Source organism: Halomonas nitroreducens (genome assembly GCF_003966155.1).
Lineage (GTDB): Bacteria > Pseudomonadota > Gammaproteobacteria > Pseudomonadales > Halomonadaceae > Halomonas > Halomonas nitroreducens.
The window spans coordinates 105400-131039 of sequence record NZ_RXNS01000002.1; the positions used below are offsets into that span (position 1 = coordinate 105400).

General features: G+C 71.2%; 21 protein-coding genes. 14 read left to right on the plus strand and 7 right to left on the minus strand.

Annotation, left to right across the window (positions count from 1 at the left end):
* Positions 1–135 precede the first annotated feature (135 nt).
* The 4 genes from xdhA to guaD are packed head-to-tail and all read left to right on the plus strand — an operon-like array spanning position 136 to position 6301.
* Entirely contained in the window at positions 136–1608 is a 1473-nt protein-coding gene (gene xdhA, locus EKG36_RS02415; protein ID WP_126480671.1) for a xanthine dehydrogenase small subunit, read from the plus strand.
* Entirely contained in the window at positions 1592–4054 is a 2463-nt protein-coding gene (gene xdhB / locus EKG36_RS02420) for a xanthine dehydrogenase molybdopterin binding subunit (RefSeq protein WP_126480673.1), read from the plus strand. Before xdhA ends, xdhB begins: the two co-directional genes overlap by 17 nt.
* On the plus strand, positions 4041–4907 hold the full coding sequence (xdhC, locus tag EKG36_RS02425; RefSeq protein WP_126480675.1) for a xanthine dehydrogenase accessory protein XdhC: 867 nt from the start codon (positions 4041–4043) through the stop codon (positions 4905–4907). Before xdhB ends, xdhC begins: the two co-directional genes overlap by 14 nt.
* A gap of 35 nt (positions 4908–4942) precedes the next feature.
* Positions 4943–6301 carry a guanine deaminase gene (guaD, locus tag EKG36_RS02430; RefSeq protein WP_126480677.1) on the plus strand — a complete coding sequence of 453 codons (1359 nt, stop codon included), beginning with the start codon at positions 4943–4945 and terminating at the stop codon, positions 6299–6301.
* A gap of 91 nt (positions 6302–6392) precedes the next feature.
* Here guaD and EKG36_RS02435 read toward each other — a convergent pair whose 3' ends face one another.
* The 6 genes from EKG36_RS02435 to EKG36_RS02460 form a co-directional block, all read right to left on the minus strand.
* Positions 6393–7388 (minus strand): adenosine deaminase, encoded by a 996-nt coding sequence (locus EKG36_RS02435; RefSeq protein WP_126480679.1) that lies wholly within the window; start codon positions 7386–7388, stop codon positions 6393–6395.
* Positions 7389–7414: 26 nt separating this feature from the next.
* A complete protein-coding gene (cydC, locus tag EKG36_RS02440; protein ID WP_126480681.1) occupies positions 7415–9160 on the minus strand; it encodes a thiol reductant ABC exporter subunit CydC in 1746 nt (581 codons plus the stop codon).
* Entirely contained in the window at positions 9153–10835 is a 1683-nt protein-coding gene (gene cydD, locus EKG36_RS02445; protein ID WP_246007409.1) for a thiol reductant ABC exporter subunit CydD, read from the minus strand. Before cydD ends, cydC begins: the two co-directional genes overlap by 8 nt.
* Positions 10819–11820 carry a cytochrome d ubiquinol oxidase subunit II gene (cydB, locus tag EKG36_RS02450; protein WP_126480683.1) on the minus strand — a complete coding sequence of 334 codons (1002 nt, stop codon included), beginning with the start codon at positions 11818–11820 and terminating at the stop codon, positions 10819–10821. Before cydB ends, cydD begins: the two co-directional genes overlap by 17 nt.
* 3 nt (positions 11821–11823) lie before the next feature.
* Positions 11824–13233, minus strand: a complete 1410-nt coding sequence (locus EKG36_RS02455; protein ID WP_126480685.1) for a cytochrome ubiquinol oxidase subunit I — start codon at positions 13231–13233, stop codon at positions 11824–11826.
* A gap of 271 nt (positions 13234–13504) precedes the next feature.
* Positions 13505–14488 (minus strand): calcium/sodium antiporter, encoded by a 984-nt coding sequence (locus tag EKG36_RS02460; protein ID WP_126480687.1) that lies wholly within the window; start codon positions 14486–14488, stop codon positions 13505–13507.
* A gap of 161 nt (positions 14489–14649) precedes the next feature.
* Here EKG36_RS02460 and EKG36_RS02465 point away from each other — a divergent pair, with 161 nt between their 5' ends.
* The 10 genes from EKG36_RS02465 (at position 14650) to EKG36_RS02510 (ending at position 25093) form a co-directional block, all read left to right on the plus strand.
* A complete protein-coding gene (locus tag EKG36_RS02465; protein ID WP_246007410.1) occupies positions 14650–15963 on the plus strand; it encodes a paraquat-inducible protein A in 1314 nt (437 codons plus the stop codon).
* Positions 15944–17626, plus strand: a complete 1683-nt coding sequence (gene pqiB, locus EKG36_RS02470; protein ID WP_126480691.1) for an intermembrane transport protein PqiB — start codon at positions 15944–15946, stop codon at positions 17624–17626. The genes EKG36_RS02465 and pqiB overlap by 20 nt, the downstream gene beginning before the upstream one ends.
* Complete coding sequence (locus EKG36_RS02475; RefSeq protein WP_126480694.1) at positions 17623–18213, plus strand: PqiC family protein; 591 nt, start codon at positions 17623–17625, stop codon at positions 18211–18213. Before pqiB ends, EKG36_RS02475 begins: the two co-directional genes overlap by 4 nt.
* Before the next feature lie 143 nt (positions 18214–18356).
* Positions 18357–19661, plus strand: a complete 1305-nt coding sequence (locus tag EKG36_RS02480) for a DEAD/DEAH box helicase (protein ID WP_126480696.1) — start codon at positions 18357–18359, stop codon at positions 19659–19661.
* An 88-nt stretch (positions 19662–19749) separates the two neighbouring features.
* Complete coding sequence (locus EKG36_RS02485) at positions 19750–20253, plus strand: hypothetical protein (protein WP_126480698.1); 504 nt, start codon at positions 19750–19752, stop codon at positions 20251–20253.
* Between the two features lie 5 nt (positions 20254–20258).
* On the plus strand, positions 20259–20807 hold the full coding sequence (locus tag EKG36_RS02490) for a hypothetical protein (protein WP_126480700.1): 549 nt from the start codon (positions 20259–20261) through the stop codon (positions 20805–20807).
* Positions 20788–22014, plus strand: a complete 1227-nt coding sequence (locus EKG36_RS02495) for an MFS transporter (RefSeq protein ID WP_246007411.1) — start codon at positions 20788–20790, stop codon at positions 22012–22014. Before EKG36_RS02490 ends, EKG36_RS02495 begins: the two co-directional genes overlap by 20 nt.
* A 75-nt stretch (positions 22015–22089) precedes the next feature.
* Entirely contained in the window at positions 22090–23154 is a 1065-nt protein-coding gene (locus EKG36_RS02500) for an asparaginase (protein WP_126480703.1), read from the plus strand.
* 72 nt (positions 23155–23226) lie between these two features.
* Positions 23227–23463 carry a DUF2789 domain-containing protein gene (locus tag EKG36_RS02505; RefSeq protein ID WP_126480705.1) on the plus strand — a complete coding sequence of 79 codons (237 nt, stop codon included), beginning with the start codon at positions 23227–23229 and terminating at the stop codon, positions 23461–23463.
* Between the two features lie 106 nt (positions 23464–23569).
* Positions 23570–25093 carry a sensor domain-containing diguanylate cyclase gene (locus EKG36_RS02510; protein ID WP_185827459.1) on the plus strand — a complete coding sequence of 508 codons (1524 nt, stop codon included), beginning with the start codon at positions 23570–23572 and terminating at the stop codon, positions 25091–25093.
* Between the two features lie 32 nt (positions 25094–25125).
* Here the strand turns inward: EKG36_RS02510 and EKG36_RS02515 are convergent, their stop codons facing one another.
* Positions 25126–25536 carry an SRPBCC family protein gene (locus EKG36_RS02515; protein ID WP_126480709.1) on the minus strand — a complete coding sequence of 137 codons (411 nt, stop codon included), beginning with the start codon at positions 25534–25536 and terminating at the stop codon, positions 25126–25128.
* Positions 25537–25640 lie beyond the last annotated feature (104 nt).

The following is a 25640-nucleotide window of genomic DNA, read 5'->3' on the forward strand; positions in this document are numbered from 1 at the left end:
GAGGCGCCCCACAAGGCAATTCGACGCGGCTTTCGACAAAAAAGTGCGGGGGGAACTTGCCAAAGCTGACCGAATGGTCAAGAATCAACTCATCCCCTTGTCCTTCGGCCAACACAACCACAAACGGAGCCGGCCATGATCGACTTCTACCTCAACGGCAGGCGTCAGCGCTGCAGCGACGTGAGCGCCGACACCAGCATCCTCGAGCTGCTGCGCACGACACTGGGCCAGACCGGCACCAAGGAGGGCTGCGCCTCCGGTGACTGCGGGGCCTGTACCGTGGCCATCGGCGAGCCGGATGCCTCCGGCGAGCTCGTCTATCACAATGCCAACGCCTGTATCACCCCCGCCCACCAGCTCGAGGGCTGCCACCTGGTGACCGTGGAGGGCCTGGCCCGTGGCGAGCGGCTGCATCCGGCCCAGGCGGCCATGGTCGACTGCCACGGCAGCCAGTGCGGCTTCTGCACGCCGGGCATCGTGATGTCGCTGTTCACCCTCTACGAGAACCAGCGCCGCCAGCCCGCCCCGCTGACCCAGGAACGCCTCGAGGAGGCGCTGGGCGGCAACCTGTGCCGCTGCACCGGCTACCGGCCGATCCGCGATGCCGCCCTCGCCATGAGCGACTACCCGGCGGCTGACCCCGCCTGGGCCGAGGATCCCATGCTGGCCAGCAACGTCGTCTGGCTGCGCCGCCCCGCCGAGGGCGCCCCGGCCGGCAGCGGTCACTACGTGGCCCCCCAGGACCTCGCCGCGCTGCGCGCCCTCAAGGCCAGGCGGCCCGGCGCCCGCCTGGTGGCCGGCGGCACCGACCTGTGGCTCGAGACCACCCAGCAGCTCAAGCCCCTGGACGACATCATCGACGTCCGCCAGGTCGCCGAGCTGCATGCCCTGGACGAGACCGCCGAGGGCTGGTGGATCGGCGCCGCCGTGACACTGGCGCGGCTGACCCCGCTGCTGGCCGAGCCCTACCCGGCCTTCGAGCACCTGATGCATCGCTTCGCCTCCTCGCAGATCCGCAACCGCGCGACGCTGGGCGGCAACATCGCCAATGCCTCGCCGATCGGTGACACCCCGCCGGTGCTGCTGGCCCTCGACGCCCGGCTGCGGCTGGACGGCCCGCGGGGAGAGCGGGAGCTGCCGCTGGCAGACTTCTTCCTCGACTACAGGCGCACGGCGCTGGCCGAGGACGAGTTCATCGCCGCAATCTTCCTGCCGCGCCCGAGCGCCGAGCAGAATCTGAAGGTCTGGAAACTGTCCAAGCGTCGGGAGGACGATATCTCGGCGGTGCTGGCCGCCTTCGCCTGGCGCCTGGAGCATGGCGTGATGCGCGACGTCCACCTGGCCTTCGGCGGCATGGCGGCGATCCCGCGACGGGCCCCGGCCGCCGAGGCCGCCCTGGAGGGCCGGGCCCCCGACGCCGAGGCCTTCGCCGCCGCCCGCGCGGCGCTCGGCGAGGAGCTGAGCCCGATGTCCGACGTACGCGGCAGCGCCGAGTACCGGCGCCTCGCCGCCGGCAACCTGCTCGAGCGGCTGCGCCTGATGATCGCGGCCGACGCCGATAACAACATCCCTGCGACCAAGGTGACTCTCGATGCGTACGCTCACTGATCTCGACCTGCCCCGCGACAAGACCCGGCGCAACCAGGGGGATGCGCCCCTGGCGCGGGAGACCGTCGACCCCCAGGGCGGCGCGGGCAGCTCCCGCGCCCACGAGAGCGCCGTCAAGCACGTCACCGGCCGGGCCGCCTACATCGACGACATCCCCAGTCCCGCCGATACCCTGCACGTGGCGCTGGGCCTGTCGCCGGTGGCCCACGGCCGGCTGACCCGCCTCGACCTCGACGCAGTGCGGGCCGCCCCCGGCGTGGTGGACGTGATCACCCTCACCGATGTGCCCGGCCACACCGACATCGGCCCGGTCTTCCCCGGCGATCCGCTGTTCGCCGATGACGAGATCAGCTACGTCGGCCAGTGTCTGTTCGCCGTGGCCGCCAAGAGCCACCGGGCCGCCCGGCTAGCGGCGCAGGCGGCGGTGGTCGAGATCGACGAGCAGCCGGCCTGCCTGGACCCGGTGGACGCCGCCGAGCGCGGCGACTTCGTGCGCCCCACCCACACCCACGAGCGCGGCGACTGGCAGCAGGCCCTGACTGACGCGCCCCACGTCCTCGAGGGCGAGCAGTTCGTCGGCGGCCAGGAGCACTTCTACCTGGAGGGCCAGGCCTGCCTGGTCCAGCCCACCGAGGACGAGGGGGTGATGGTCTACACCTCCAACCAGCACCCCAGCGAGACCCAGAAGCTGGTCGCCGAGGTGCTCGGCATCCCCTTCCACGCGGTGACCATGGAGATGCGCCGCATGGGCGGGGGCTTCGGCGGCAAGGAGACCCAGGCCTCGCCCTGGGCCTGCATCGCCGCCCTGCTTGCCCGGCGCACCGGCCGGGCCACCAGGATCCGCCTGCCCCGCGCCGAGGACAGCCGCGCCACCGGCAAGCGCCATCCCTTCCACAACCGCTATCGGCTCGGCTTCGATGACCACGGCGTGCTGGCCGGCGGCGAGATCACCGTGATCGGCGACTGCGGCTACTCGCCGGATTTGTCCGACGCCATCGTCGATCGCGCCATGTTTCATGCCGACAACGCCTACTCGCTGGGCGCCGCCCGCGTCACCGGCCAGCGGGCCAGGACCCACAAGGCCTCGAACACCGCCTTCCGCGGCTTCGGCGGCCCCCAGGGCATGATGATCATCGAACGGGCCATGGACGACATCGCCCGGCACCTGGGCGAGGACCCGCTGACCATCCGCCAGCGCAACCTCTATCGCGAGAAGGACCCGGATGGCACGCCCCGCGACGTCACCCACTACGGCCAGCGGGTCGAGCAGCTCTCGCTGCTGCAGGACATCGTGTCGCAGCTCGAGGCCAGCAGCGACTACTGGGCGCGCCGTCGGGAAATCACCGCGTTCAACGCCCAGAGCCCGATCATCAAGAAGGGCCTGGCGCTGACCCCGGTGAAGTTCGGCATCTCCTTCACCGTTCAGCACCTCAACCAGGCCGGTGCACTGCTGCTCGTCTATACCGACGGCAGCGTGATGATCAACCACGGCGGCACCGAGATGGGCCAGGGCCTGCACACCAAGGTCTGCCAGGTGGTGGCCCGTGAGCTGGGCCTGGACCTGGAGCGCGTGCGCATCAGCGCCACCCGCACCGACAAGGTGCCCAACACCTCGCCCACCGCCGCCTCCAGCGGCGCCGACCTCAACGGCCAGGCCGCCCGGGATGCCGCCAGCAAGCTGCGCGAGCGGCTGTTCGACTTCGCCGCCGCGCACTTCGACCGCGAGGCCGGCGGGCTCGACCGCGAGGCCATGCGCCTGGAGGACGGCCACCTGGTGGCCGGCATCGGCGAGGCCGAGACGCGCATCCCCTGGGGCGAGCTCGTCCAGGCGGCCTACATGGCCCGGGTCTCGCTCTCCGAGAAGGGCTTCTACGCCACCCCGCTGATCCACTACGACCGCGCCACCGGGCGTGGCCGGCCCTTCTACTACTATGCCCACGGCGCCGCCGTGGCCGAGGTGGAGGTCGACACCCTGTCCGGCGAGTACCGGCTGAGCCGCGCCGACATCCTCCACGACGTCGGCGACTCCCTGAACCCGGCCATCGACATCGGCCAGATCGAGGGCGCCTTCATCCAGGGCATGGGCTGGCTGACCAGCGAGGAACTCAAGTGGAACGACGCCGGCCAGCTGGTCTCCGATGGCCCGGCCACCTACAAGATCCCGGCCTTCGGTGACCTGCCGCCGACCTTCAACGTCGACCTGCTGCAGGGGCATCCCAACTCCCAGGCCAGCATCTACCGCTCCAAGGCCGTGGGCGAGCCGCCGTTCATGCTCGGCATCTCGGTGTGGTCGGCGCTGCGCGATGCCCTGGCGAGCCTCGCCGACTACCGGGTGAGCCCGGCGCTGGATACTCCGGCCACCCCGGAGCGGGTGCTGATGGCCGCCGAGGCGCTGCGCCGGGCCGAGCCATCGCCCGCCGCGAGGCCCGACCATGCACCGGCCTGAGCCCTGGCATGCCGCCCTGGATCGCCTGCAGCGCGAAGCACGCCCCCATGCGTTGGCCAGCGTCGTGGGGGTGGCAGGCTCCACGCCCCGGGAGCCCGGCGCCAAGATGGTGATTACCCCGGAGGCCGTCCACGACACCCTGGGCGGCGGCAGCTTCGAGCTGCAGGTCATCGAGGCGGCCCGGGAGGCCCTGGCGCGGGGCGAGGCCGGCACGCGACTGGAGGCCTTCCCCCTGGGCGGGCGCTCCGGCCAGTGCTGCGGCGGCTACGTGCACGTGCTGATCGAACTGTTCGCCGGCGCCGAGATGAGCGTGGCGCTGTTCGGCGCCGGCCACGTGGGCCAGGCGCTGGTCGAGGTGCTCGCGCCGCTGCCCTGGCGGGTGCTGTGGTTCGACAGCCGCGAGGACGCCTTTCCGGCCCGGGGCGCCGAGGGCGAGCGCGTGCACCGCCGGCGCATCGTGCCGGGCGCCGGGGGCCCCCGGGTCGAGGATGCCGTGGACAGCCTGCCCGCGGGCTGCCATGCCCTGGTGATGACCCATGACCACGCCGAGGACCGGGCCCTGGTCGATGCCCTGCTGCGCCGCGGCGACTGCGCCTCCCTCGGCCTGATCGGCTCGCAGAGCAAGTGGGCGAGCTTTCGCCGCCGGCTCGGCGATGCCGGCCACGACGCGGCGGCCCTGGACAGCGTGCGCTGTCCCATCGGCGTCCCGGGCGCCGCCGGCAAGCGCCCCTACGAGATCGCCCTGGCCGTGGCCGCGGAGCTGCTGACCCTCAAGCCCGAGAGCGAGCGCCAGGATCGCCGCGGTGTGTCCCCCGAGACCCTGCGCGAGACCTTTTCCCCTACACGCGACTGAGCGCCGGCAGCGACCGGCGCCCATCGGAGAGACTGATGACCGATCCACGTTCCCATATGCGCGTCCTGCGTGGCCCTCTGCTGAGCTTCGACGCCGATCCCGGCGATGGCGACACCGCGGTGCCGGACAGCGTGCGCTACCTGGAGGACGGCGCCCTCTGGCTGGTCGACGGCCATATCCGCGCCGTCGCCGACTACGCCGCCCTGGCGCCCCACCTGCCGGCGGACATCGAGATGGTGGACTATTCGGGCAAGCTGATGCTGCCGGGGTTCATCGACAGCCACGTGCACTATGCGCAGCTCGACATCATGGCCTCCTACGGTCGCCAGCTGCTCGACTGGCTCAACGACTACACCTTTCCCGAGGAGTGCCGCTTCGCCGAGCGCGTCCATGCCGAGGCCGTGGCCGAGGCCTTCCTCGACGAGTCGCTGCGGGTCGGTACCACCACCGCCCAGGTGTTCTGCACCTCCCACCCGGGCTCGGTGGATGCCTTCTTCACCGCCGCCAAGCGCCGCGGTCTGCGCATGCTGGCCGGCAAGGTGCTGATGGACCGCCACGCCCCCGAGGCCCTGGTGGACGACACCCTGGGCGGGCTCGCCGACAGCGAACGGCTGATCGGCGACTGGCACGGCAAGGGGCGCCTGGGCTACAGCCTGACGCCGCGCTTCGCCCCCACCTCGAGCCGCGAGCAGCTCGAGGCCACCGGCGCCGTCCTGCGCAATGCCCCCGACCTGCACCTGCAGACGCACCTGTCCGAGAACCCGGGCGAGATCGCCTGGGTCGCCGAGCTGTTCCCGGAATGCGAGGACTACCTGGCGGTCTACGAGCGCTACGGGCTGGTGGGCCCGCGCAGCACCTTCGCCCATGGCATCCACCTGGACCAGGGGATGCGCCAGCGGCTGGCCGGTGCCGGCGCCAATATCGCCTTCTGCCCTACCTCCAACCTCTTTCTGGGCAGCGGGCTGTTCGACCGCCAGGCCTGCCGGGAAGCGGGGCTTGCCACCAGCCTGGCCAGCGACGTGGGCGGCGGCACCGACCTCTCGGGCCTGGCCACCCTCAAGGCCGCCTACCAGGTCGGCCAGCTGCTCGGCCAGCCGCTGACCGCCTGGCAGGGCTTCTACCGCCTGACCCTGGGCAATGCCCGGGCATTGCACCTGGACGGCCAGGTCGGCCGGCTGCGCGAGGGGGGCGAGGCCGACATCGTGGTCCTCGACCCCGAGGCCACCCCGCTGCTGGCCCGGCGCACCGCTCATTGCAGGACCCTGGCCGAGCGCCTGTTCGCGCTGATGATGCTCGGCGACGACCGGGCCGTATTGGCCACCTGGGCGGACGGCCGCTGCGTGCATCACCGTGACGCCCGGATGGCGGAGGCGACGACCCCCGTCGACGCCTGATCACCGAGCAAGATGGGGTGTAGACCTTGGGCGACCCGCGACGGGTCGCCCCTTTTTTATGGCCGGTTATGGCCGGCCGTTGGCCGGGGGCTCAGCGACAGGCGGTGAGGCGGCGGCGCAGTTCGGTGCGCCGTGCCTCGGGCATGAAGGCCGCCTCGATGGCGTTGCCGGCGAGGTCGAGGAAGACCTCCCGGGACCAGCCGAAGGCCCGCCGACAGGCGAGGAAGTTGTCCAGCATGCCGCCGCCGAAGTAGGCGGGGTCGTCGGAGTTCAGCGTCAGGGTCAGCCCGGCCTCCAGCAGCCGCGGCAAGGGGTGGTCCTCCATGCGCTCGACCACCTTGAGGCGCAGGTTGGAGAGCGGGCAGACGGTGAGCACCATGGCCTCCTCGCGCAACCGCTCGACCAGGGTCGGGTCCTCCAGGCAGCGCACGCCATGGTCGATGCGGCACACCTCCAGGGCATCCAGCGCCTCGAGGATATAGTCGGGCGGCCCCTCCTCGCCGGCATGGGCGACCCGCGCCAGCCCCAGGGCCTTGGCGCGCTGGAACACCTCGCTGAACTTCGCCGGCGGGTTGCCGCGTTCGGCGCTGTCCAGGCCTACGGCATCCAGGGTTTCCCAGTAGGGGGCGGCCTGCTCGAGCAGCGTCAGGGCCTCGTCGGCGGGCCGGTCGCGCAGGAAGGCCATGATCATCGCCGTGGACAGGTCGAGCTCACGCTCGGCGCGGCGCCGGGCCCGTCCCAGCCCCTCCATCACCGTGGCCAGCGCCACGCCGCGGGCCAGGTGCGCCTGGGGATCGACGTGCATCTCCACGTGCACCACCCCCTCGTCGTGGGCCCGCCGGAAGTAGTCCATCGCCAGGTCCTCGAAGTCCCGGGCGGTGCGCAGCACGCTCATGCCCTGGTAGTAGAGGTCGAGGAAGGACTGCAGGTCGGTGAAGTCGTAGGCGGCGCGTATCGCCTCCACCGAGCCGTAGGGCAGCGACACGCCGTTGCGCTCGGCCAGCGCCATCATCAGTTCCGGCTCGAGTGTCCCCTCGATGTGCAGGTGGAGTTCGGCCTTGGGCAGGCGCTTGAGGAAATCCCGCATGGCTCACCTCGCAAAAGTCCTTTGCCCTATCCTGTAAGATTCCGCGCCCGGGCGCAAAGGGCGTGTGACGCCCCTTCGTCCAGCGCCAGATGGCGCGTCACCCCCGGTAGCAGTCCCCCGCCGACGGCGGGAGCGTGGGCCAGGTAGAGCACGCTGCGCCCTCGAAGCCAGGCGTCCAGGCGTCCGGCCAAGCGCTCTGCCAGGGCCCTATCCAGGCCCGCGAAGGGCTCGTCGAGGATCACCAGGCCCGGGTCACGCAGCAGCAGGCGGGCCAGCGACAGGCGCCGGGCCTGGCCGCCGGACAGCCGCCGCCCCCCCTCGCCCACCCGGGTGGCGAGCCCCCGGGGCAGGCCCTCGGCCCATTCGGCCAGCTCCACCACCGCCAGCACCTCCCATAGCCGCGCCTCCCCGGCCGAGGGATCGGCCAGGCGCAGGTTGGCGGCCAGGCTGTCGTCGAACAGCTCGGTGAGCTGGGTCAGGCAGGCCGTGCGCCGCCGCAGGTCGGCCTCGGCGACCTCGGCGAGCGGCAGGCCGGCGAGCCGCACGCGGCCCGCGCTCGGCGCGAGCTGGCGCGTCAGCAGGGCCGCCACGCTCGACTTGCCGGTGCCCGAGGCGCCATACAGGGCCAGGCGCTCCCCCGGCGCCAGGACCAGGTCGAGTCCGTCGAGGGCCGGGGTCAGCGCCCCGGGATAACGCAGGCCGACCGCCTCCAGGGCGACTGCCAGTGGCCCCTCGGGCAGGGGCGCCGTGGCCGCGGCGGACGGCCGGCACCGGGTCGCCTCGAGGGCATTCAACCGCTCGGCGGCGGCCCGGGTGGCGCCGGCCTGGGTGAAGGCCGCAGGCAGTGCCGCCAGCGCCTCGTTCAGCGCCAGCACGGCCAGGGGCATCATCACCATCACCGGCCCGGACAGCACACCGCCCTGCCAGGCCCTGGCGGCCAACCACAGGGCGGCGAGCCAGGTCGCCCCGGTGGCCAGCCCGGCCAGGGCGTTGCCCAGGGCCGCGGTGAGCCCCAACCGCCGGTGGTCGGCGGCGAGCCGCGCCTCGATGACCTCGAGTCGGCGACGATGCGCGGCCAGGCTGCCGTAGGCCTCGAGCTCGGCGAGGCCCTGGAGCTGCTCGATCACACGCCCGCGCAGACGCTCCAGCGCATCCACGCGGCGCCGGCTGGCGGCCAGGCCCAGCCGCGCCTGACCCAGGGTCAGCCACAGCCAGGCCAGGCCCAGCACGCCAGCCACTGTCGCTCCCACCGCGGGCAACCAGAGTGCCAGAAAGCCGGCCAGGGCGAGGATCGCCACCAGGGCCACCGCCGCCGGCGCCAGCAGGCGCAGGAAGAGGCTGTCCAGGGTATCGATATCGGCGGTCAGGCGGTTGAGCCAGTCGCTGGCGCGCCGCCGGGCCAGGTGGGCGGCATCCAGGTCGGCGAGGACGGCGAACATCCCGGCGCGCAGGTCGGCCAGCAGGCGCAGCACGGTGTCATGGTTGTACAGGCGCTCCAGGTAGCGAGCCACGGTACGCGTCAGGGCGAAGGCACGGATGCCACCGCCGGGCACGTAGACGTCGAGAGTCGCGGCGCCCCCCGCGGCCAGGACCAGCCCGGCGAGCGCGGTGGCGGTAATGAACCAGCCCGACAGCGCCAAGAGCCCCAGGGCGGCCAGCAGGGCCAGGAGCATCAGGCCGGCTCCGGCCAGCAAGCGACGTCGATGCTGTCCCAGCAGGCGCAGCCAGGGCCCCAGGGTGGTCCACCATCCGGGGGGCGAGGGCTCAGCCATGGACCGCTCCCGCCTCGCGGCCCGCGTCCAGCCGCACCATGCGCTGGGCCAGCGCCAGCGGGGCCGGCTGGTGGCTGGCGATCACCAGGGTGCGCCCCTCAGCGGCCAGGGCGGCCAGCCCCGCCAGCACCCGGGCCTCGCTGGCCGCATCGAGGCTGGCGGTGGGCTCGTCGAGCAGCACCAGGGGGGCCGGCGAGAGGAAGACCCGGGCCAGGGCCAGGCGCTGGGCCTGGCCCCCGGAGAGCCCCACGCCACGCTCGCCGAGGGCGCTGTCGAGCCCGGCGGGCAAGGCGGCCAGCAGGTCGGCGAGCCCGGCCCGCGCGAGGGCGTGATGCAGGTCGGCTGCGTCGGCCTGCGGCGCGGCCAGGCGCAGGTTGTCGGCGAGACTGCCATGGATCAACAGCGGGCGCTGATCCATCCAGGCGAAGGCATGATCCGCCACCACCCGCCGCGCGCCCTCGGTGGGCTCGGCGAACCCCGCCAGCAGCTGCAGCAGCGTCGACTTGCCGGCCCCGGAGGGGCCGCTCACCCCGACGATCTCGCCCCGGGCGAGGGTCAGGTCCAGGGGGCCCAGCACCCGCCCCCGCTCGGGGTGCGACACCGTCGCGCCCTCGAGTTCGACGAGCGAGTGCTCCCCGCGCGGCCCGTCCTGTGCGACGCCGGTACGGCGCGGCGTCGTCTCGAGCAGCGCCACCAGCCCCTCGGCGGCACCCAGCGCCGCGGCCCGATCGTGGTAATGCTGGGCGAGGCTGCGCAATGGCTGGAAGAATTCCGGGGCCAGCAGCAGCACCAGGAGCCCGCTGAACAGGGTCAGCTCGCCCGATGGGCCATAGTCGATATAGCCGAGCAGGCCGAAACCCACGTAGATGGCCACCATGGCGATGGCCACGGCGGCGAAGAACTCGAGGACCGCCGAGGACAGGAAGGCCAGGCGCAGGGTGCGCATGCTGCGCCGCCGGTAGTCGTCGGCGGCGGCGTGCACCTCCCGGGTGGCCATCCGGGTGTGGCCGAACAGCTGCAAGGTGGCGAGGCCGCGTACGCGATCGATGAAATGCCGCGACAGCCGCGAGACGGCGTCGAACTGCTCACGATTGAGCCGCTCCGCACCCATGCCGACCAGGGCCATGAACAACGGGATCAACGGCGCGGCGAGCAACAGGAACACTGCCGCCAGCCAGTCCAGCCAGGCCACCACGGCGAGGATCAGCAGCGGCATGACCACGGCCAGCCGGCGCTGGGGCAGGAAGCGGGCCACATAACCGTCCAGGGCCTCGACCTGGTCCACGACCCGGTTGGCGAGGCTGGCCGTGTGCTGGCCGGCAATGCCCACGGGGCCCAGGCGCGCCAGGTGGTCGAGCAATTCCCCCCGGGCCCGGGTGCGCAGGCGCAGGCTGGCGGCGAGCCCGGCCGCGTCCTGGCCCCACTGGGCCAGGGCGCGCAGCGGCAGCAGCACCGCCAGCGCCGCAAAGCCCGGCAGCAGGGCCGGAAGCGATCTGCCATCCACCAGCAGGGCCGCCACCAGCCAGGCCAGCAGCGCCAGCTGGACAACGGTCAGGGCGCCGGCGACGAGCCCGGCAGCCACTGCCAGCGCCAGCCATCCGCGCTCGACGTGGGCCAGGCGCGCCAGCCAGGCGCGGGCGGTGCGCGCCTCGCTGGCCTCAGTGATAGCCCTCACCCTCCCGGACCTTGCCGCGGAAGACCCAGTAGGTCCAGGCGGTGTAGGCCAGCACGATGGGAATCACGAAGAGCATGCCAAGCAGCAGGAACAACTGGGATTCCGGTGCCGAGGCGGCCTCCCAGAGGGTATGGTCCGGCGGCACGATCACCGGCCACTTGCTGACCACCAGGCCCAGGTAGGTGAAGACGAACAGGCCCAGGGTGGCGATGAACGGCTGGCCCTCGCGACGCTCCTTCACGGTCCGCCACAGCCACACCGCGCTGCCCAGGGCCAGTGCCGGGAAGATCCAGATCAGGTGCAGCTGGCCGAACCAGCGCTCGCGCACGAAGTCGTCGACGAAGGGAGTCCAGACGCTGATGACGGCGAATACCACCAGCACCATCAGCAGCAGTTTCGGCGTCAACCGATAGGCCCAGTCCTGGAGGCGCCCCTCGGTCTTCATGATCAACCAGGTGGCGCCGAGCAGGGCGTAGCCGGCCATCAGCCCCAGGCCTGTGAGCACGGTGAAGGGCGACAGCCAGTCCAGCGGCCCGCCGACGTAGACGAAGTCCTCCACGGCGAAGCCCTGGATATAGGCGCCGACCACCACGCCCTGGGCAAAGGCGGCCACCGCCGAGCCCCAGCAGAAGGCGCGGTTCCACCAGCGACGGTGGCGATGGGACTTGAAGCGGAACTCGAAGGCGACCCCGCGAAAGATCAGCCCCGCCAGCATCAGGAAGACACCGATGTACAGTGCCGGCAGGAACACCGAGTAGACCAGCGGGAAGGCCGCCAGCAGGCCGGCACCGCCCAGCACCAGCCAGGTCTCGTTGCCGTCCCAGACCGGCGCCACCGAGTTCATCATCACGTCCCGGCTGCCCTCGTCCGGGGCGAAGGGGAAGAGGATCCCCACCCCCAGGTCGAAGCCATCCATCAGCACGTACATGATCACGCCGAAGCCGATGATGACGGCCCAGATCAGCGACAGGTCGAACATCTCCATGGTTCAGCTCCTCCTCGGGTGGCTGGTGGCATCGTCGAACGGCACGTGGGCGGCGGACAGCGGACGCTTGGGCCGTTCGACCTCATCCTCGTGGGGGGCCTCGGGCAGCATGCCCTGGCGCACCACCCGGGTCAGGTAGAGGGTCCCGCTGTAGAAGACCACGGCGTACACGAGGCCGTAGCCGATCAGAGTGAACAGCGCCATGCCACCGGTCAGCGACGGAGTCAGCGCCTCGGCCTGATCCATGATGCCGTAGACCAGCCAGGGCGCGCGGCCGGTCTCGGTGACGAACCAGCCGGCCAGCACGGCCAGGAAGGGGGTGACCGTCATCACCCGCATCAGCTGCAGGTAACCGCGATGCTCATAGAGCCGGCCCTTGAAGCGCAGCCACAGGCCGGCCAGGGCCACGGCGATCATCGCCAGGCCCATGGCCACCATGATCCGGAACGACCAGAACACGATCCACACCGGCGGCTGTTCCTCCGGCGGCACGGCGCTCACGCCGGGGACCTCGCCGTCCAGGTGATGGGTCAGGATCAGACTCGCCAACTTGGGAATGCCGATCTCGAAGTGGTTGTCCTGGGCATCCTGGTCGGGCCAGGCAAACAGCAGCAGCGGCGCGCCGGGCTGCGTCTCCCAGTTGCCTTCCATGGCCGCCACCTTGGTCGGCTGATGCTCCAGGGTGTTGAGGCCATGAAAGTCCCCCACCACCGCCTGGGTCGGCGCCAGCACCAGCAGCAGCCACAGGCACATGGAGAAGGCCTTGCGGTTGGCTTCCACGTCGCGGCCGAGCAGCAGGTACCAGGCGCTGACGCCGGCCACCACGAAGCCACCGGTGAGGAAGGAAGCCAGCACCATGTGAGCGAAGCGATAGGGGAAGGAGGGATTGAAGATCGCCGCCGACCAGGAGGTCACGTGGAAGCGGCCGTCGATCAGTTCCATGCCCGCCGGGGTCTGCATCCAGCTGTTGGCGGCGAGGATCCAGAACGAGGAGATGAAGGTGCCGATGGCCACCATGATGGCGGCAAAGAGGTGCACGCCCTGGGGGACCTTGCCCCGGCCGAACAGCAGCACGCCGAGGAAGGCGGCTTCCAGGAAGAAGGCCGTCACCACCTCGTAGCTGAGCATCGGCCCCAGGAAGTTGGAGGCCGCCAGGGAGAAGTTGCTCCAGTTGGTGCCGAACTGGAAGGACATGACGATCCCCGAGACCACACCCATCCCGAAGACCACGGCGAAGACCCGGGTCCAGAAGATCGCCAGGCGTTCCCAGGCGGGATTCTCGGTGCGATAGAAGAGGCCGTTGAGCACGGCGATATAGGACGCCAGCCCGATGGTGAACACCGGGAAGATGGCGTGGAAGGACACCACGAAGGCAAACTGCAACCGCGATAGCAGCAGGGGATCCAGTTCCATGAGGCACTCCTCGTTCCTGCGGTTCATGGGTACGAGATGCGTCAGGCACTGGACGTGCTCTTGTGCGTGGGGCGTCTTGCGCCCTGCCGCATTCTAGATCGGTCACGGAACAGCCTAGAGCATCCTGGCGCGGGGCAGGCCCACAGGCATCCATAGCCAGAACGAATAAGCTAATTCCATCAGTTCCACTCCCCTATCATACGCCTTGGAGCTTGCCGCCTGTTAGCCAGTTCGGCGACCAGTGCTGTGTCGCGTTGTCGCAGCATGTCGATCAGGCGGTTGCGCTGCCGACCACCAGGCTGATCATGAAGCCGATGTAGCCTACGTACATCGCCAGCAGCGTGCCCCCCTCGAGGCGGTTGATGCGCCCTGCCCGGCCCTGCCAGCCCATGGCGAAGACCACCATCAGCACGGTCATGGCGGTCATCAGACTCCAGTCGCGCAGCAGCACCTCGCGGCCGGCGTCGATGGGGGCGATCACCGCGGCCAGCCCCACCACCCCGAGGGTGTTGAAGAGGTTGGAGCCCACCACATTGCCGAGTACCAGGTCATGCTCGCCCCGCCGCAGGGCGCTCAGCGAGGACGCCAGTTCCGGCAGCGAAGTGCCCACGGCCACCACCGTCAGGCCGATGATCAGGTCGCTGACGCCGAAGCTCTGGGCGATGGCCACCGCCCCCCAGACCAGCAGCCGCGAACTGGCCACCAGCAGCACCAGACCGATCGCCGTCCAGGCCAGGGAGGCACGCAGCGACATGGGATGGGCCGCCAAGTCGGTCTCGGTGTCGGCGGAGAGGGGATCGCTGCCGTCACGCAGCCCCTTGACGACGCTGATCGCCATGAAGGCCCCCAGCAGCACCAGCAGCAGCACGCCCTCCAGGCGGGCGATGCCGCCCCCCAGCAGCAGCAGCGCCGACAGCAACGTCGCGCCCCCCAGTACCGGCAATTCGCGGCGGATCACCCCCGAATGCACCGCCAGCGGCGAGATCAGCGCCACCACGCCCAGGATCAGGCCGATGTTGGCGATGTTCGAGCCGTAGGCATTACCCAGGGCCAGGCCGGGGTTGCCCTGCCCTGCCGCGATGGCCGAGACGACCAGCTCCGGCGCCGAGGTGCCGAAGCCGATCACCAGCATGCCGATCAACAGCGGGGAAAGACCGAGTCGTGCCGAGGTCGCGGCGGCACCATCGATGAAGCGCTCGGCGCTCCATACCAGCAGGATCAGGCCTGCCACCACCGCCAGAGCGGGAAGCATCATGGGATCTCCAAGGGGAACATTCAGGCCCGCATGTTTGACTATGGTGCCCCCGGCGTCAACGTGACACACTTTCCATTAGTTCATTGCGCCGTCAGGAGGACCCCTCGCCAGTGCCAAGGCCGGCCTTTCGTCATGTCGCCCTGCCCCGGCAGGCGCCCCTCGTGGACCGTGCCCCGCCGGAAGTCCGGATCTCCCGGCGGCGCCTGCGTGCCTGCCACGAGTGCGACTGGCTGATGGCTCTCCCCCCCCTGCATGCCGGCGAGCAGGCCGTCTGCCCGCGCTGCCGCCACTCGCAGGTCCGGCGTCATCGCTACCCCGCCCAGCGCAGCCTGGCCCTGGCCCTGGCCGCCCTGACGGCGCTGGCCCTGGCCCTGGCCTTTCCCTTTCTCGGCTTCCGCGTGAGCGGCGTCGGCAACCGCATCGAGCTGACCCAGACCGCCGCCCAGCTGATCGGCCACGACGAGCCCCTGGTGGCGATCGCGGTGTTGCTGACCATTTTGGTGCTGCCGGCCATCTACCTGGCCGGCGTGATCTGGCTCCAGGCCGGGCTGCTGAGAGGCTCGCCACTGCCGGCAAGCCGCGGCCTGGCGCGCTCCCTGGCCCACCTCGAGCCGTGGATGATGGCCGACGTCTTCCTGGTCGGCACCCTGGTCAGCCTGATCAAGATCGCCGGGCTCGCCCAGGTGGAACTGGGCCCCTCCTTCTGGGCCTTCGGGGCCTTCGCCCTGCTGCTGCTGGCCACCTCCCAGTCGGTGGATCGCGACTGGCTATGGTTCGCCCTGGCCGGGGAGCCGAGTGCCCCCGAAGGCAGTCGCACCGGCGAGACCGCCGCCGCCCAGCGCCTCACCGGCTGCCCCACCTGCGGCCTGGTCAATCGCCTGGACACCGGCGGCCAGGGCCGCTGCCGGCGCTGCGGCGAGCCCCTGCATGCCCGCCACCCGCGGAGCATCCAGCGCACCTGGGCGCTGCTGGCCGCGGCGGCCATCCTCTATATTCCCGCCAACATCTACCCGATCATGACCACCACCAGCCTGGGGCGCAGCGACCCGTCCACCATCATCGGCGGCATCGTCGAGTTGATCGAGATGGGCTCCTGGCCGGTGGCACTGGTGATCCTGGTGGCCAGCGTGATCGTGCCGGTGGGCAAGCTGCTGGCCCTGGCCTGGCTGTGCCTGGTGGCGCCCCGGGCGCACAACCACTTCGCGCTGTCGCGCACCCGGCTGTACCGGCTGACCGAGTTCATCGGCCGCTGGTCGATGGTCGACATCTTCGTGGTCGCCATCCTGGTGGCGCTGATCCGGGCCGGCAACCTGATGTCGGTCACCCCCGGCCCCGCGGCCCTGGCCTTCGGCGCCGTGGTGGTGATCACCATGCTCGCCGCCATGAGCTTCGACCCCAGACTGATCTGGGACACCCCGACGCCCCCGAGCCACTCAGCGGACAAGGAAGCAGCCCATGAACGACTCGCCCCGTGACGACACGGCCGAGGATGCGCACCGGGCCCGGGCCACGCCCCAGGCACCGCTCTCGCCGATCTGGATCGTGCCCATCGTGGCGCTGCTGATCGGTGCCTGGCTGGTCTACGACAACTACCTCAGCCGTGGCCCGCTGATCACCCTGACCATGCAGAGCGCCGACGGCATCGAGGCCGGCAGCACCCTGATCAAGACCCGCAACGTGGAGATCGGCCGGGTGGAGACGGTGTCGCTGTCGGACGACCTCTCGCGGGTGGTGCTCAAGGCACGGATGAAGCCCGAGGCCACCCCCATGCTCGTCGAGGACAGCTACTTCTGGGTGGTCAAGCCGCGCATCGGCCGGGAGGGCATCAGCGGCCTGAACACCGTGCTGTCCGGTGCCTACCTGCAGCTCGAGCCGGGGCGCAGCGAGGAGGAGAAGCGCACCTTCCAGGTCAGCGAGCAACCGCCGGTGGCGCCCCCCGGGGCCGAGGGCCTGAGGGTCAACCTGATCAGCCAGCTCGGCAACTCCCTGAGTGTCGGCGACCCGGTCACCTACCAGGGCTTCGCCGTGGGCCGCGTCGAGGAAGCCGATTTCGAGGTGGCGTCCCGGCGCATGCACCATCGCATCTTCATCGAGAGCCCCTACCACCGCCTGGTGACCGAGAATACGCGCTTCTGGACCGCCAGCGGCGTCGACCTGCAACTCGACTCCGAAGGCGTCCGCGTGCAGCTGGAGTCTCTGGAGGCGCTGCTCGGTGGCGGCGTGACCTTCGGCGTGCCCGAGGACCTCCCCAGAGGCCTGCCCGCCGACCCCGACACCACCTTCACCCTCTATGCCGACGAGGACAGCGCCCGCCAGGGCACCTTCGATCGCTACCTCGAGTACGTGCTGCTGATCGAGGACACGGTCCGCGGCCTGAGCCGTGGTGCCCCGGTGGAGTTCCGCGGCGTGCGGGTCGGCACGGTGGCCAGCGTGCCCTGGAACTTCACCGCGCCCCAGCCCGACCGGCGCGACCGGCTGGCCATCCCGGTGCTGATCCGCATCGAGCCCCAGCGACTGGGCATCGACAGCCAGGCGCTGGACCTCGAGGACTGGCGGGCGCGCTTCGACCGGCTGTTCAAGCGCGGCCTGCGGGCGTCGCTGAAGAACGGCAGCCTGCTGACCGGGGCCCTGTTCGTCGACCTGACCTTCGACCGCGAGCGCTCGGGCGAGTACCGGCCCGAGACGTTCGCCGAGCGCACCGTCTTCCCCACCACCTCCGGTGGCCTGGCCCAGATCCAGGCCCAGGTCACGGCCCTGCTCGACAAGCTCAACGAACTGCAGGTGGCGCCGATTCTCGATGGCCTGGAGCGCAACCTCTCCACCTCGGAGGCGATGCTCGAGGAAGTCCGCGAGCTCACCGCCGGGGTGCAGGGCCTGCTCGACGACCCGGGGACCCGGGCTCTGCCCGGCAACCTCAATGCCACCCTGCAGGAGCTGCGCGGCACCCTCGAGGGCCTGTCGCCGGAGGCTCCGGCCTACCGCGACCTGACCGACACCCTCGACCAGGTCGAACGCCTGATGCGCGACCTGCAGCCGATGGCCCGCCAGCTGGGCGACGATCCTCGGGCGCTGCTGTTCGACAGCCTGCAGACCGAGGACCCGATGCCTCGCGCCCCGACCCAGAGGAGCCAGCCATGATCTCCCCCAAAGGTCTTGCCACCCTCATGAGCCTGGTGTGGCTGGGCGGCTGCGCCGTGGGTGGCGCACCGCCGACCCGCTATACCCTGCCCGACGATGCCGCCACTCCACCCGCGCCGGCCTCGGGCGCCGAGGCTCGCCATCAGCTGACCGTGCGCCCGCTGCGCCTGACCCGCTACCTGGACGTCGAGGGCATCGTCTTCCAGCTCGATGACATCACCCTGCAGGAGGCCAGCGGTCACCAGTGGGTCGAGCCCCTGGGCCGCCAGCTGGAACGCGGCCTGCGCGAGCGGCTCGCCCATCGCCTCCCGGAGACCCGGGTGATGCTCGAGGCCGACGCCGGGAACGAGACGTCGCAGCGCCTGCGCGTCGAGGTGGAACGCTTCCAGGGACGCCACGACGGCCTCGCCGTCACCGAGGGCCGCTGGCAGCTGCGCGACGCCGACGGCCGCCTGCTGGTCCTCGAGCCCTTCCGGGTCACCACGCCCCTGGCGGCCGATGGCTACCCGGCCCTGGTCCGCGCCCTGGGCCACAGCTGGGACGGCGTCGCCGACGAGATCGCCGCCGGGATTCGCCGGCTGCGTTGACGGCGCCGCTGTGGCATAATGATCGCCCTCGCGGCTTTCTCGGTCCCTTCTGCCGCGTCTACCCCTATTCCCACGCCCCGGCCCGGGACTGGCCAGTCGCGACTCGAGACTGGCGCGGACCGAGGCGTTGTTGCGGAGACCGCATGACCTTTTCCGACCTCGGCCTGAGCGCCGAACTGCTGCGCGCCATCGATGCCCAGGGCTACACGATCCCGACCCCGATCCAGCGCCAGGCGATTCCCGCCGTCCTGCAGGGCGGCGACCTGCTGGCCAGCGCCCAGACCGGCACCGGCAAGACCGCCGGCTTTACCCTGCCCATGCTGCAGCGCCTGTCCGGCGGCAAGCGGCCGGCCAAGCGGGGCGTACGCGCCCTGGTGCTGACCCCGACCCGCGAGCTGGCCGCCCAGGTGGGCGAGAGCGTGCGTGACTATGGCCGTCACCTGCCGCTCACCTCCCACGTGATCTTCGGTGGCGTCGGCCAGCAGCCCCAGGTGGATGCCATCCGCCCCGGCCTCGACATCCTGGTGGCGACCCCGGGTCGCCTGCTCGACCTGCACCAACAGGGCCATGTCGATCTCTCCGGCATCGAGATCCTGGTCCTGGACGAGGCCGACCGCATGCTCGACATGGGCTTCATCCACGACATCAAGAAGGTCCTCAAGCTGGTTCCGCCGCAGCGCCAGAACCTGCTGTTCTCGGCGACCTTCTCCAACGAGATCCAGGCGCTGGCCAACAAGCTGCTCGACGCGCCGACGCTGATCGAGGTGGCCCGCCGCAACACCACCGCCGAGACGGTGGATCAGGCGGTCTACCGGGTCGACCGCGAGAAGAAGCGTGACCTGCTGGCCCACCTGATCAGCGCCCACCAGTGGTACCAGGTGCTGGTCTTCACCCGCACCAAGCACGGCGCCAACCGGCTCGCCGAGCACCTCGGCAAGCAGGACATCCCGGCCATGGCCATCCACGGTAACAAGAGCCAGTCGGCCCGTACCCGAGCCCTGTCCGCCTTCAAGTCCGGCGACCTTCAGGTGCTGGTGGCCACCGACATCGCCGCCCGCGGCCTGGACATCGACGAGCTGCCCCACGTGGTCAACTTCGAACTGCCCAACGTCGCCGAGGACTATGTCCACCGCATCGGCCGCACGGGCCGGGCCGGCAACGACGGCCAGGCCGTTTCCCTGGTCTGCGTCGACGAGCATGGCCTGCTCAAGAACATCGAGCGGCTGATCAAGCGGGACCTGGAGAAGCACATCGAGCCGGGCTTCGAGCCAGACCCCAATGCCAAGCCCGAGCCGATCGAGAACGGCCGCGGTGGCGGTGGCCGCGGTCGCAATGGCGGCGGCCGTGGAGGCAAGCCCCAGCAGGCCCAGGGTGGCCGCGGCAGTGGCGACGGCCAACGTCCCTCTCGCCGCCGGCGGCGCGGTGGCCAGGGTCGCCAGCAGGCCTGAGGCCCGGACTGGCGGGCCACCACGGAATATGCGACGGTGGCCCGATGGCCAGGCGTGACATCTTCACCATCCAGAGCAAGGAATGCCCATGGACAGCAACGACCCGATTCACGACTATCAGCGCTGGCTCACCTTCCAGCGCCAGGCACAGCTGGACCGCGAGCACCGTGCCGCCTGGCAGAAGCTCGAGGCCTCGGGGGTCTCGGCGACCCGCACCACCGAAGCCTATCGCAGCATGGCCGAGAAGGCCGCCGGCCAGGGAGCCTGCTATCGCACCCTCTTCCTGCGTCAGCACTCGGGTGGCCCGTCGCTGGCCTGCGAGGGCTGGCTGTTCGTGCGCCGCGTGCTGGCGGAAGGCGGGGCGACCCGGGTGCGCGCCACCCTGCTGCCGAGCTTCACCCTCCAGGATGGCCACCTGGAGCCGGGTGCGACCGACGCCGAGAAGCTGACCCTGGAGATCTTCGACCAGCTGACGGTGGGCCAGGGCATGGCCAGCGTCGCGCGGGTCGACCGCATCGACGCCTCGGGAGACACCCACTTCATCGCGCTGCTGGACAGTGTCCGCGGCGACCTGCGCCGCCACCTGGGGTAAGGCCCATGTGGAAGCGACTCTTTGGCCGGACCCCCGTGCGCGTCTGGGTCATCAAGCAGATCGACCGGGACCTCCTCCATCTCTGCGGCGAGGGCCGTCTCGACGCCGGGCGCAAGGCCGATGCGGTACTGACCGAGCTGAGCGAGGGGCGCTATCAGGGGCCGGTGCAGATGGGCGACAGCGGCCTGGTCCTCAACGCACGACTGTTCGCCGCGCTGGTTCCTCATGATGGCCTCCACCTCGGCGCCGACGGCCAGGCCCACTGGCGGGGCCACAACTGGCGGGTCGCCAAGGTCCCACAGCGCTGCTGGGCCTATGAAGGACGCCTGGTTCCCCAGATGACCACCCAGGGACGCCTGCACCTGACCAGCACGGAAGACCTTTCCGGCATCCGGCGCCGTGCCGACAGCGACCATGCCGCCCCCGGCACGGTGCACTTCCGTGCCGCCAACGAGCTCGAGGACGAGGCCGCCTTCAGCGACCGCCAGCAGCGTCGACGCGCCCGCCCGGCCCCGCACCGGGAGTGGCGAGGGGATGACCTTGAGGGCGGCTGAGGCCGCCCCGCTGCGTCGGCCCCGTCCACTGGTGTTCATCGCCTTGATGATCCTGGTGGGGCTCAACCTGCGCCCGGCGCTGTCGTCGCTCGCCCCCCTGCTGCCCCGCATCGAGTCCCAGGCCGGCCTGCCGGTCCTGGCCATCGGCGCCCTGACCACCCTGCCGGTGCTGTGCCTGGGGCTCTTCGCCCCCCTGGCCCCGTGGCTGTCCCGGCGCCTGGGGGCGGAACGCACCCTGTCCCTGGCACTGCTGGCTCTGACCCTGGGCCTCGCCCTGCGGGGCCTGGCGGGCCCCGCAGGGCTGTTCGGCGGCACCCTGCTGGTGGGTGCGGCAATCGGCGTCGCCGGCACCCTGCTGCCGGCGCTGGTCAAGCGCGAGTTGGCCGAGAGCGCCGACCTCATGACCGGGGTCTATACCATGGCGCTGTGCCTGGGCGGCGCCCTCGGGGCCGGCCTGAGCATCCCGCTGGCCGACGGCTTCGGCGGCTGGGCGGCCAGTCTGATGGCCTGGGCCGGCCTGTCCGCCCTGGCCCTGGTGGCCTGGGCGGCCCTGATGCCGAGCCCCGGGACGCTGCCGCCACCCCCCGCGCCCACCGGCAATACTCGGGCCCTCCTGCACCAGCCCCTGGCCTGGCAGGTGATGCTGTTCATGGGCTTCCAGTCGTCGCTGGCCTATATCGTCTTCGGCTGGCTGCCGAGCCTGCTGGTCGAGCGCGGCTACGACGAGGCCACGGCCGGCTGGATGATGGGCGTCTCGGTGCTGGTCCAGCTCTTCGCCGCCCTGGCCGCTCCCTGGCTCGCCCGCCTGGGCCGGGACCAGCGGCCGGCCCTGCTGCTGGTGCTGTCGCTGGTAGGCAGCGGTCTGTGGCTGTTGCTGCTGGGCCCGGAGGACGGACGCTGGGCTGGGGTCGCGCTGCTCGGCCTCGGCCAGGGCGGCGGCTTCAGCCTGGCGCTGACCCTGATCGTGCTGCGCACCGCCGACTCGCGCCTGGCCGGCAAGCTCTCCGGCCTGGTGCAGGGCGGCGGGTACACCCTGGCCGCCCTGGGGCCGCTGGCAGTAGGCGTGATGCTCGACCGGGCGCTGAGCCTGGCCCAGATCACCACCGCCCTGCTGGCCATCGTGATGGCCGCCGCCGGCTTCGCCTTGCTGGCGGGACGCAACCGGCGACTCGAGACCGACCCCCAGGGACGCCTGATCACCCGCTAGCCGAGCATCCCGGCGCGCTTGCCCGGTGACGCCAGGCCCGTATCATGTCGCCAATGCCCCCGGCCAGGAGAGCCCATGACGCGCAACGCCCCCGCCTCCCCCCTGCTGGTGATCTACACCGGCGGCACCCTCGGCATGATCGATGGCCCCGATGGCCTGGTCCCCGGCCCCGACTTCGAAGCGCGGCTACGCCGTGCCCTGGCGACTCTGCCGCCGGCTCGCCGGGCCGCCCTTCCGGACTTCGAGCTGATCGCCACCCCGACGCCCATCGATTCCAGCGCCGCCTCGCCCCGGGACTGGCAATGGCTGGCCGGCCTGATCGCCGGGCGCTACCAGCGCCATGCCGGCATCGTGGTGCTGCATGGCACCGACACCCTGGCCTGGACTGCCGCCAGCCTGGCCTACCAGCTCCAGGGCATCGACCGCGGCGTGGTCCTCACCGGCGCCATGCACCCCCTCGAGGCGCCGGGCAGCGATGCCCTGGCCAACGTCGAGGCGGCGCTACGCTTCGCCGCCGACCCCGGCCTGCAGGAAGTCGCCCTGTGCTTCGCCGGTCGATTGCTGCGCGGGGTGCGCAGCCGCAAATGGCAGACCCGCCAGACCGACGCCTTCGCCAGCCCCAACCATCCCCCCCTCGGCGAGTGCGTGGGCGAGGATTGTGTGCTCTACCCGACCCGCGGCCTGGAACGCCAGCAGCGCGGCGCTCCCCGCTTCGAGCTGCCGGATTATGCCGCCCTCGCCGAGGGCGGCGTGCCCCGCATCGTGCTGTGGCCGGGCATCGCCGCCTGGCAGCTGAAGGCCTGGCTGCTCGACGACCGCGTGCGCGGCGCCCTGCTCGAGGTCTGGGGCGGCGGCAACCTGCCGGACACGGCGGCCGTGACCGGCGTGCTGGCTCAGGCCACCGGCGAGGGCAAGCTCATCGCCGCCATCAGCCAGTGCCCCCATGGCGGGGTGGCGATCGGTAGCTACGCCGCCGGCCGGACCCTGGTCGAGGCCGGGGTGCTGTCCGGAGACGACATGACCCCCGAGGCGGCGGCCACCAAGCTGGTCCACCTGCTCGCCCAGCCTCTGGATGAAGCCGAACGCCGTCGGCGCTTCCTGACCCCTCTGGTCGGGGAGCGCGAGACGCCGAAGCGTTGAACGGTCCAGCCCCCGTGCAGCGCCGCGAGCGGCTAGAGTATACGGCACACATTGCGGCCTCAGGAGCGGCGCATGGAACACCCTGATCATCCCTTCAGCGAACTCTTCGAGCAGCTCGGTCTGGCCTCGGACCCGGCGTCCATCCAGCGTTTCATCGAGCGCCATGCCCCGATCCCGGAAGCGGTGGCCCTGCCGGATGCGCCCTGCTGGAACGAGGGCCAGGCCGAGTTCCTCCGCGAGGCCATCGCCGAGGATGCCGACTGGGCCGAGGTGGTCGACCACCTGAACGCCTCGCTGCGCAAGGCTTGATCGGCCGCGCCGGCCACCAGTGGCCACGCGAAGCGTGCGGGCGGCAAGGCTGACGCCTTTCGCGGCCCGTCGGATCATCCGGCCCATCCCACCCAGGAGCAACGGCGTGCACGACACCGATTCGCCAGTCCTTGCCGAAGCCTCGGCGGCCCCGGACCTGCAAGCCCTCCCGGCAGGCCTGTCGAGACGGCTCCAGGAGTGCCAGACCCTGCCGTCACTGCCGGCCGCAGTGTCGCAGGTGTTGCGGCTGTCACGCGAGGAGGAGGTCGGCACCGACCAGTTCGCCCGCGCCATTGAGCCAGACCCGGCCCTGACCCTGCGCGTGGTGGCACTCGCCAATAGCGCCTACTACCGGCGGGCCGGCCAGGATGTGGTGACCTGCCACGACGCCGTCAGCCGCCTGGGCAGCGAGGCCACCCTCGCCGCCGTCATGAGCTTCGGCCTGCAGGCCGCGCGCATCCCGGAACCGCTCTGGCACCGCGCGGTGATCGCCTCGGTGGCCGCCCGGGAACTGGCCCAGCGGCTGTGCCCCGAGAGCGCGGGCCTGCTCTTCACCAGCGCGCTGCTGCAGGACATCGGCGTGATCGGCCTGCTCGCACTGGACGACGAAGCGTACCGTCGACAGCTGCCTCATCACGGCGAGCACCTGAGACTGATGCTGGCGGAGCATGACGCCTATGGCTGTGATCATGCCCTGATCGGGGCCTGGCTGGCGTTGAGCTGGGGCGTCCCGCCGGGGCTTGCCCGGTGCATCGCCGACAGTCACGGCCCCCTGGAGGACGGCGACATGGCGCGGCTCTGCCTGAGGCTATCCGGACGCATCGCCGATGCTCGGCTGGCCCCGGACCCGGGAGTGGCGCTGGCCAGGCTTGCCCAGCAGCTCGAGCACCTGGAGGGCCTGCAGGCCATGCCCCTGGCGCCCCTGCTCCAGGCGCTGCATGCCCGGCTGCCGGCCATGTCCCAGTTGCTGGCCCTGACCCAACCGCTGGCCCTGGACGACGAGGACCTGCTGCACCAGGGCAAGCAGCGGCTGGTCGAGTTGACCCTGTCGCTCAGTACGCGCCTCCAGCAGCGCCATCGGGAACTCGACGACCTGCGACGCGAGAACGCGGCCCTGGAACAGCGCAGCCACACCGACCCGATGACCGGACTGGCCAACCGGGCCTGGCTCGAGCACTGCCTGGACCAGCGGCTGGACGAGACCACGGCGCAGGCCGGGGCCCTGGCCCTGCTGTTCATCGACCTGGATCACTTCAAGCAGCTCAACGACCGCCACGGCCATGGCCTGGGCGACCGGGTGCTGATCAACTTCGCTTCGGCATTGCGGGAACTGGTACGCGAAGGCGACCTGGCCGGCCGCTATGGCGGGGAGGAATTCGTGGTGATCTTGCCGGGCGAGACCAGCGACGGGGCCCGGGTGGTGGCCAGCCGCCTGCTGGCACTGCTGGTGGCCCAGCCAATGGCCGAGGTCGCCGGCGAGCCGCTGTTCGTCTCCGCCTCCATCGGCATCGCCAGCCTCGAGGATGCCCCCATCGGCTCGGCCCAGGAGATGATCGCCACTGCCGACCGGCAGATGTATCGCGCCAAGCGCGACGGCCGTGCCCGGGTCTCCACCGTCCGCCCGGGCTGAGCGAGAGGCCGGGCGCTACGCCGCGCCCCGGTCTAGAGCCGGTCCTCGACCCGATCGAGGATCTGCTGGCTGACCCTGTTGACCAGCGGCCGGACCGCCCGGTTGACCGCCTTCTCCACGAGGCGGTTCTTGATCTCGTATTCCAGCGTCAAGGCCACCTCGGTGCCCTCGGATACCGGCGTGAGCCGATAGCGGCCGCGATTGTGGACGCCACTCAACGACTCCCAGGCCAGCACTTCCGGCGCCCGGGATTCGGTGATCGCCACCTCGAAGGTCCAGTCCATGCCCACGGCGTGCACGTACCAGCGATAGCGCCCATCCCCCAGCGGCTCGATGGCCCGGATCAGGTCGGAGTAATCGACGAAGTCCTCGACCCGCTCGAGCAGGCTGAAGACCCGCTCGGGCGGCGCCGCGAGGGTGGCGCTGTGCTCGATGATGGCCATGCCGGTTCCTTCTGGTCGATATCATCGGGAAGCAGGGCTGTCCCTGCAGGGCCCAGCTTCCCCGAAGGCGGCCGGCGGTGTCCAGCCCGGCGGCCGCACCGGAG

Bases quoted from the DNA above. Each gene is read 5' to 3' on its own strand.
- EKG36_RS02435 (WP_126480679.1), bottom strand. From the start codon at position 7,388: ATGCGGGATTTCCTCAAGCGCCTGCCCAAGGCCGAACTCCACCTGCAC.
- guaD (WP_126480677.1), top strand. From the start codon at position 4,943: ATGACCGATCCACGTTCCCATATGCGCGTCCTGCGTGGCCCTCTGCTG.
- EKG36_RS02500 (WP_126480703.1), top strand. From the start codon at position 22,090: ATGACGCGCAACGCCCCCGCCTCCCCCCTGCTGGTGATCTACACCGGC.
- xdhB (WP_126480673.1), top strand. From the start codon at position 1,592: ATGCGTACGCTCACTGATCTCGACCTGCCCCGCGACAAGACCCGGCGC.
- EKG36_RS02505 (WP_126480705.1), top strand. From the start codon at position 23,227: ATGGAACACCCTGATCATCCCTTCAGCGAACTCTTCGAGCAGCTCGGT.
- cydC (WP_126480681.1), bottom strand. From the start codon at position 9,160: ATGGCTGAGCCCTCGCCCCCCGGATGGTGGACCACCCTGGGGCCCTGG.
- EKG36_RS02495 (WP_246007411.1), top strand. From the start codon at position 20,788: ATGACCTTGAGGGCGGCTGAGGCCGCCCCGCTGCGTCGGCCCCGTCCA.
- EKG36_RS02455 (WP_126480685.1), bottom strand. From the start codon at position 13,233: ATGGAACTGGATCCCCTGCTGCTATCGCGGTTGCAGTTTGCCTTCGTG.
- EKG36_RS02475 (WP_126480694.1), top strand. From the start codon at position 17,623: ATGATCTCCCCCAAAGGTCTTGCCACCCTCATGAGCCTGGTGTGGCTG.
- EKG36_RS02515 (WP_126480709.1), bottom strand. From the start codon at position 25,536: ATGGCCATCATCGAGCACAGCGCCACCCTCGCGGCGCCGCCCGAGCGG.
- pqiB (WP_126480691.1), top strand. From the start codon at position 15,944: ATGAACGACTCGCCCCGTGACGACACGGCCGAGGATGCGCACCGGGCC.
- cydB (WP_126480683.1), bottom strand. From the start codon at position 11,820: ATGGAGATGTTCGACCTGTCGCTGATCTGGGCCGTCATCATCGGCTTC.
- EKG36_RS02460 (WP_126480687.1), bottom strand. From the start codon at position 14,488: ATGATGCTTCCCGCTCTGGCGGTGGTGGCAGGCCTGATCCTGCTGGTA.
- xdhC (WP_126480675.1), top strand. From the start codon at position 4,041: ATGCACCGGCCTGAGCCCTGGCATGCCGCCCTGGATCGCCTGCAGCGC.
- EKG36_RS02480 (WP_126480696.1), top strand. From the start codon at position 18,357: ATGACCTTTTCCGACCTCGGCCTGAGCGCCGAACTGCTGCGCGCCATC.
- xdhA (WP_126480671.1), top strand. From the start codon at position 136: ATGATCGACTTCTACCTCAACGGCAGGCGTCAGCGCTGCAGCGACGTG.
- EKG36_RS02485 (WP_126480698.1), top strand. From the start codon at position 19,750: ATGGACAGCAACGACCCGATTCACGACTATCAGCGCTGGCTCACCTTC.
- EKG36_RS02490 (WP_126480700.1), top strand. From the start codon at position 20,259: ATGTGGAAGCGACTCTTTGGCCGGACCCCCGTGCGCGTCTGGGTCATC.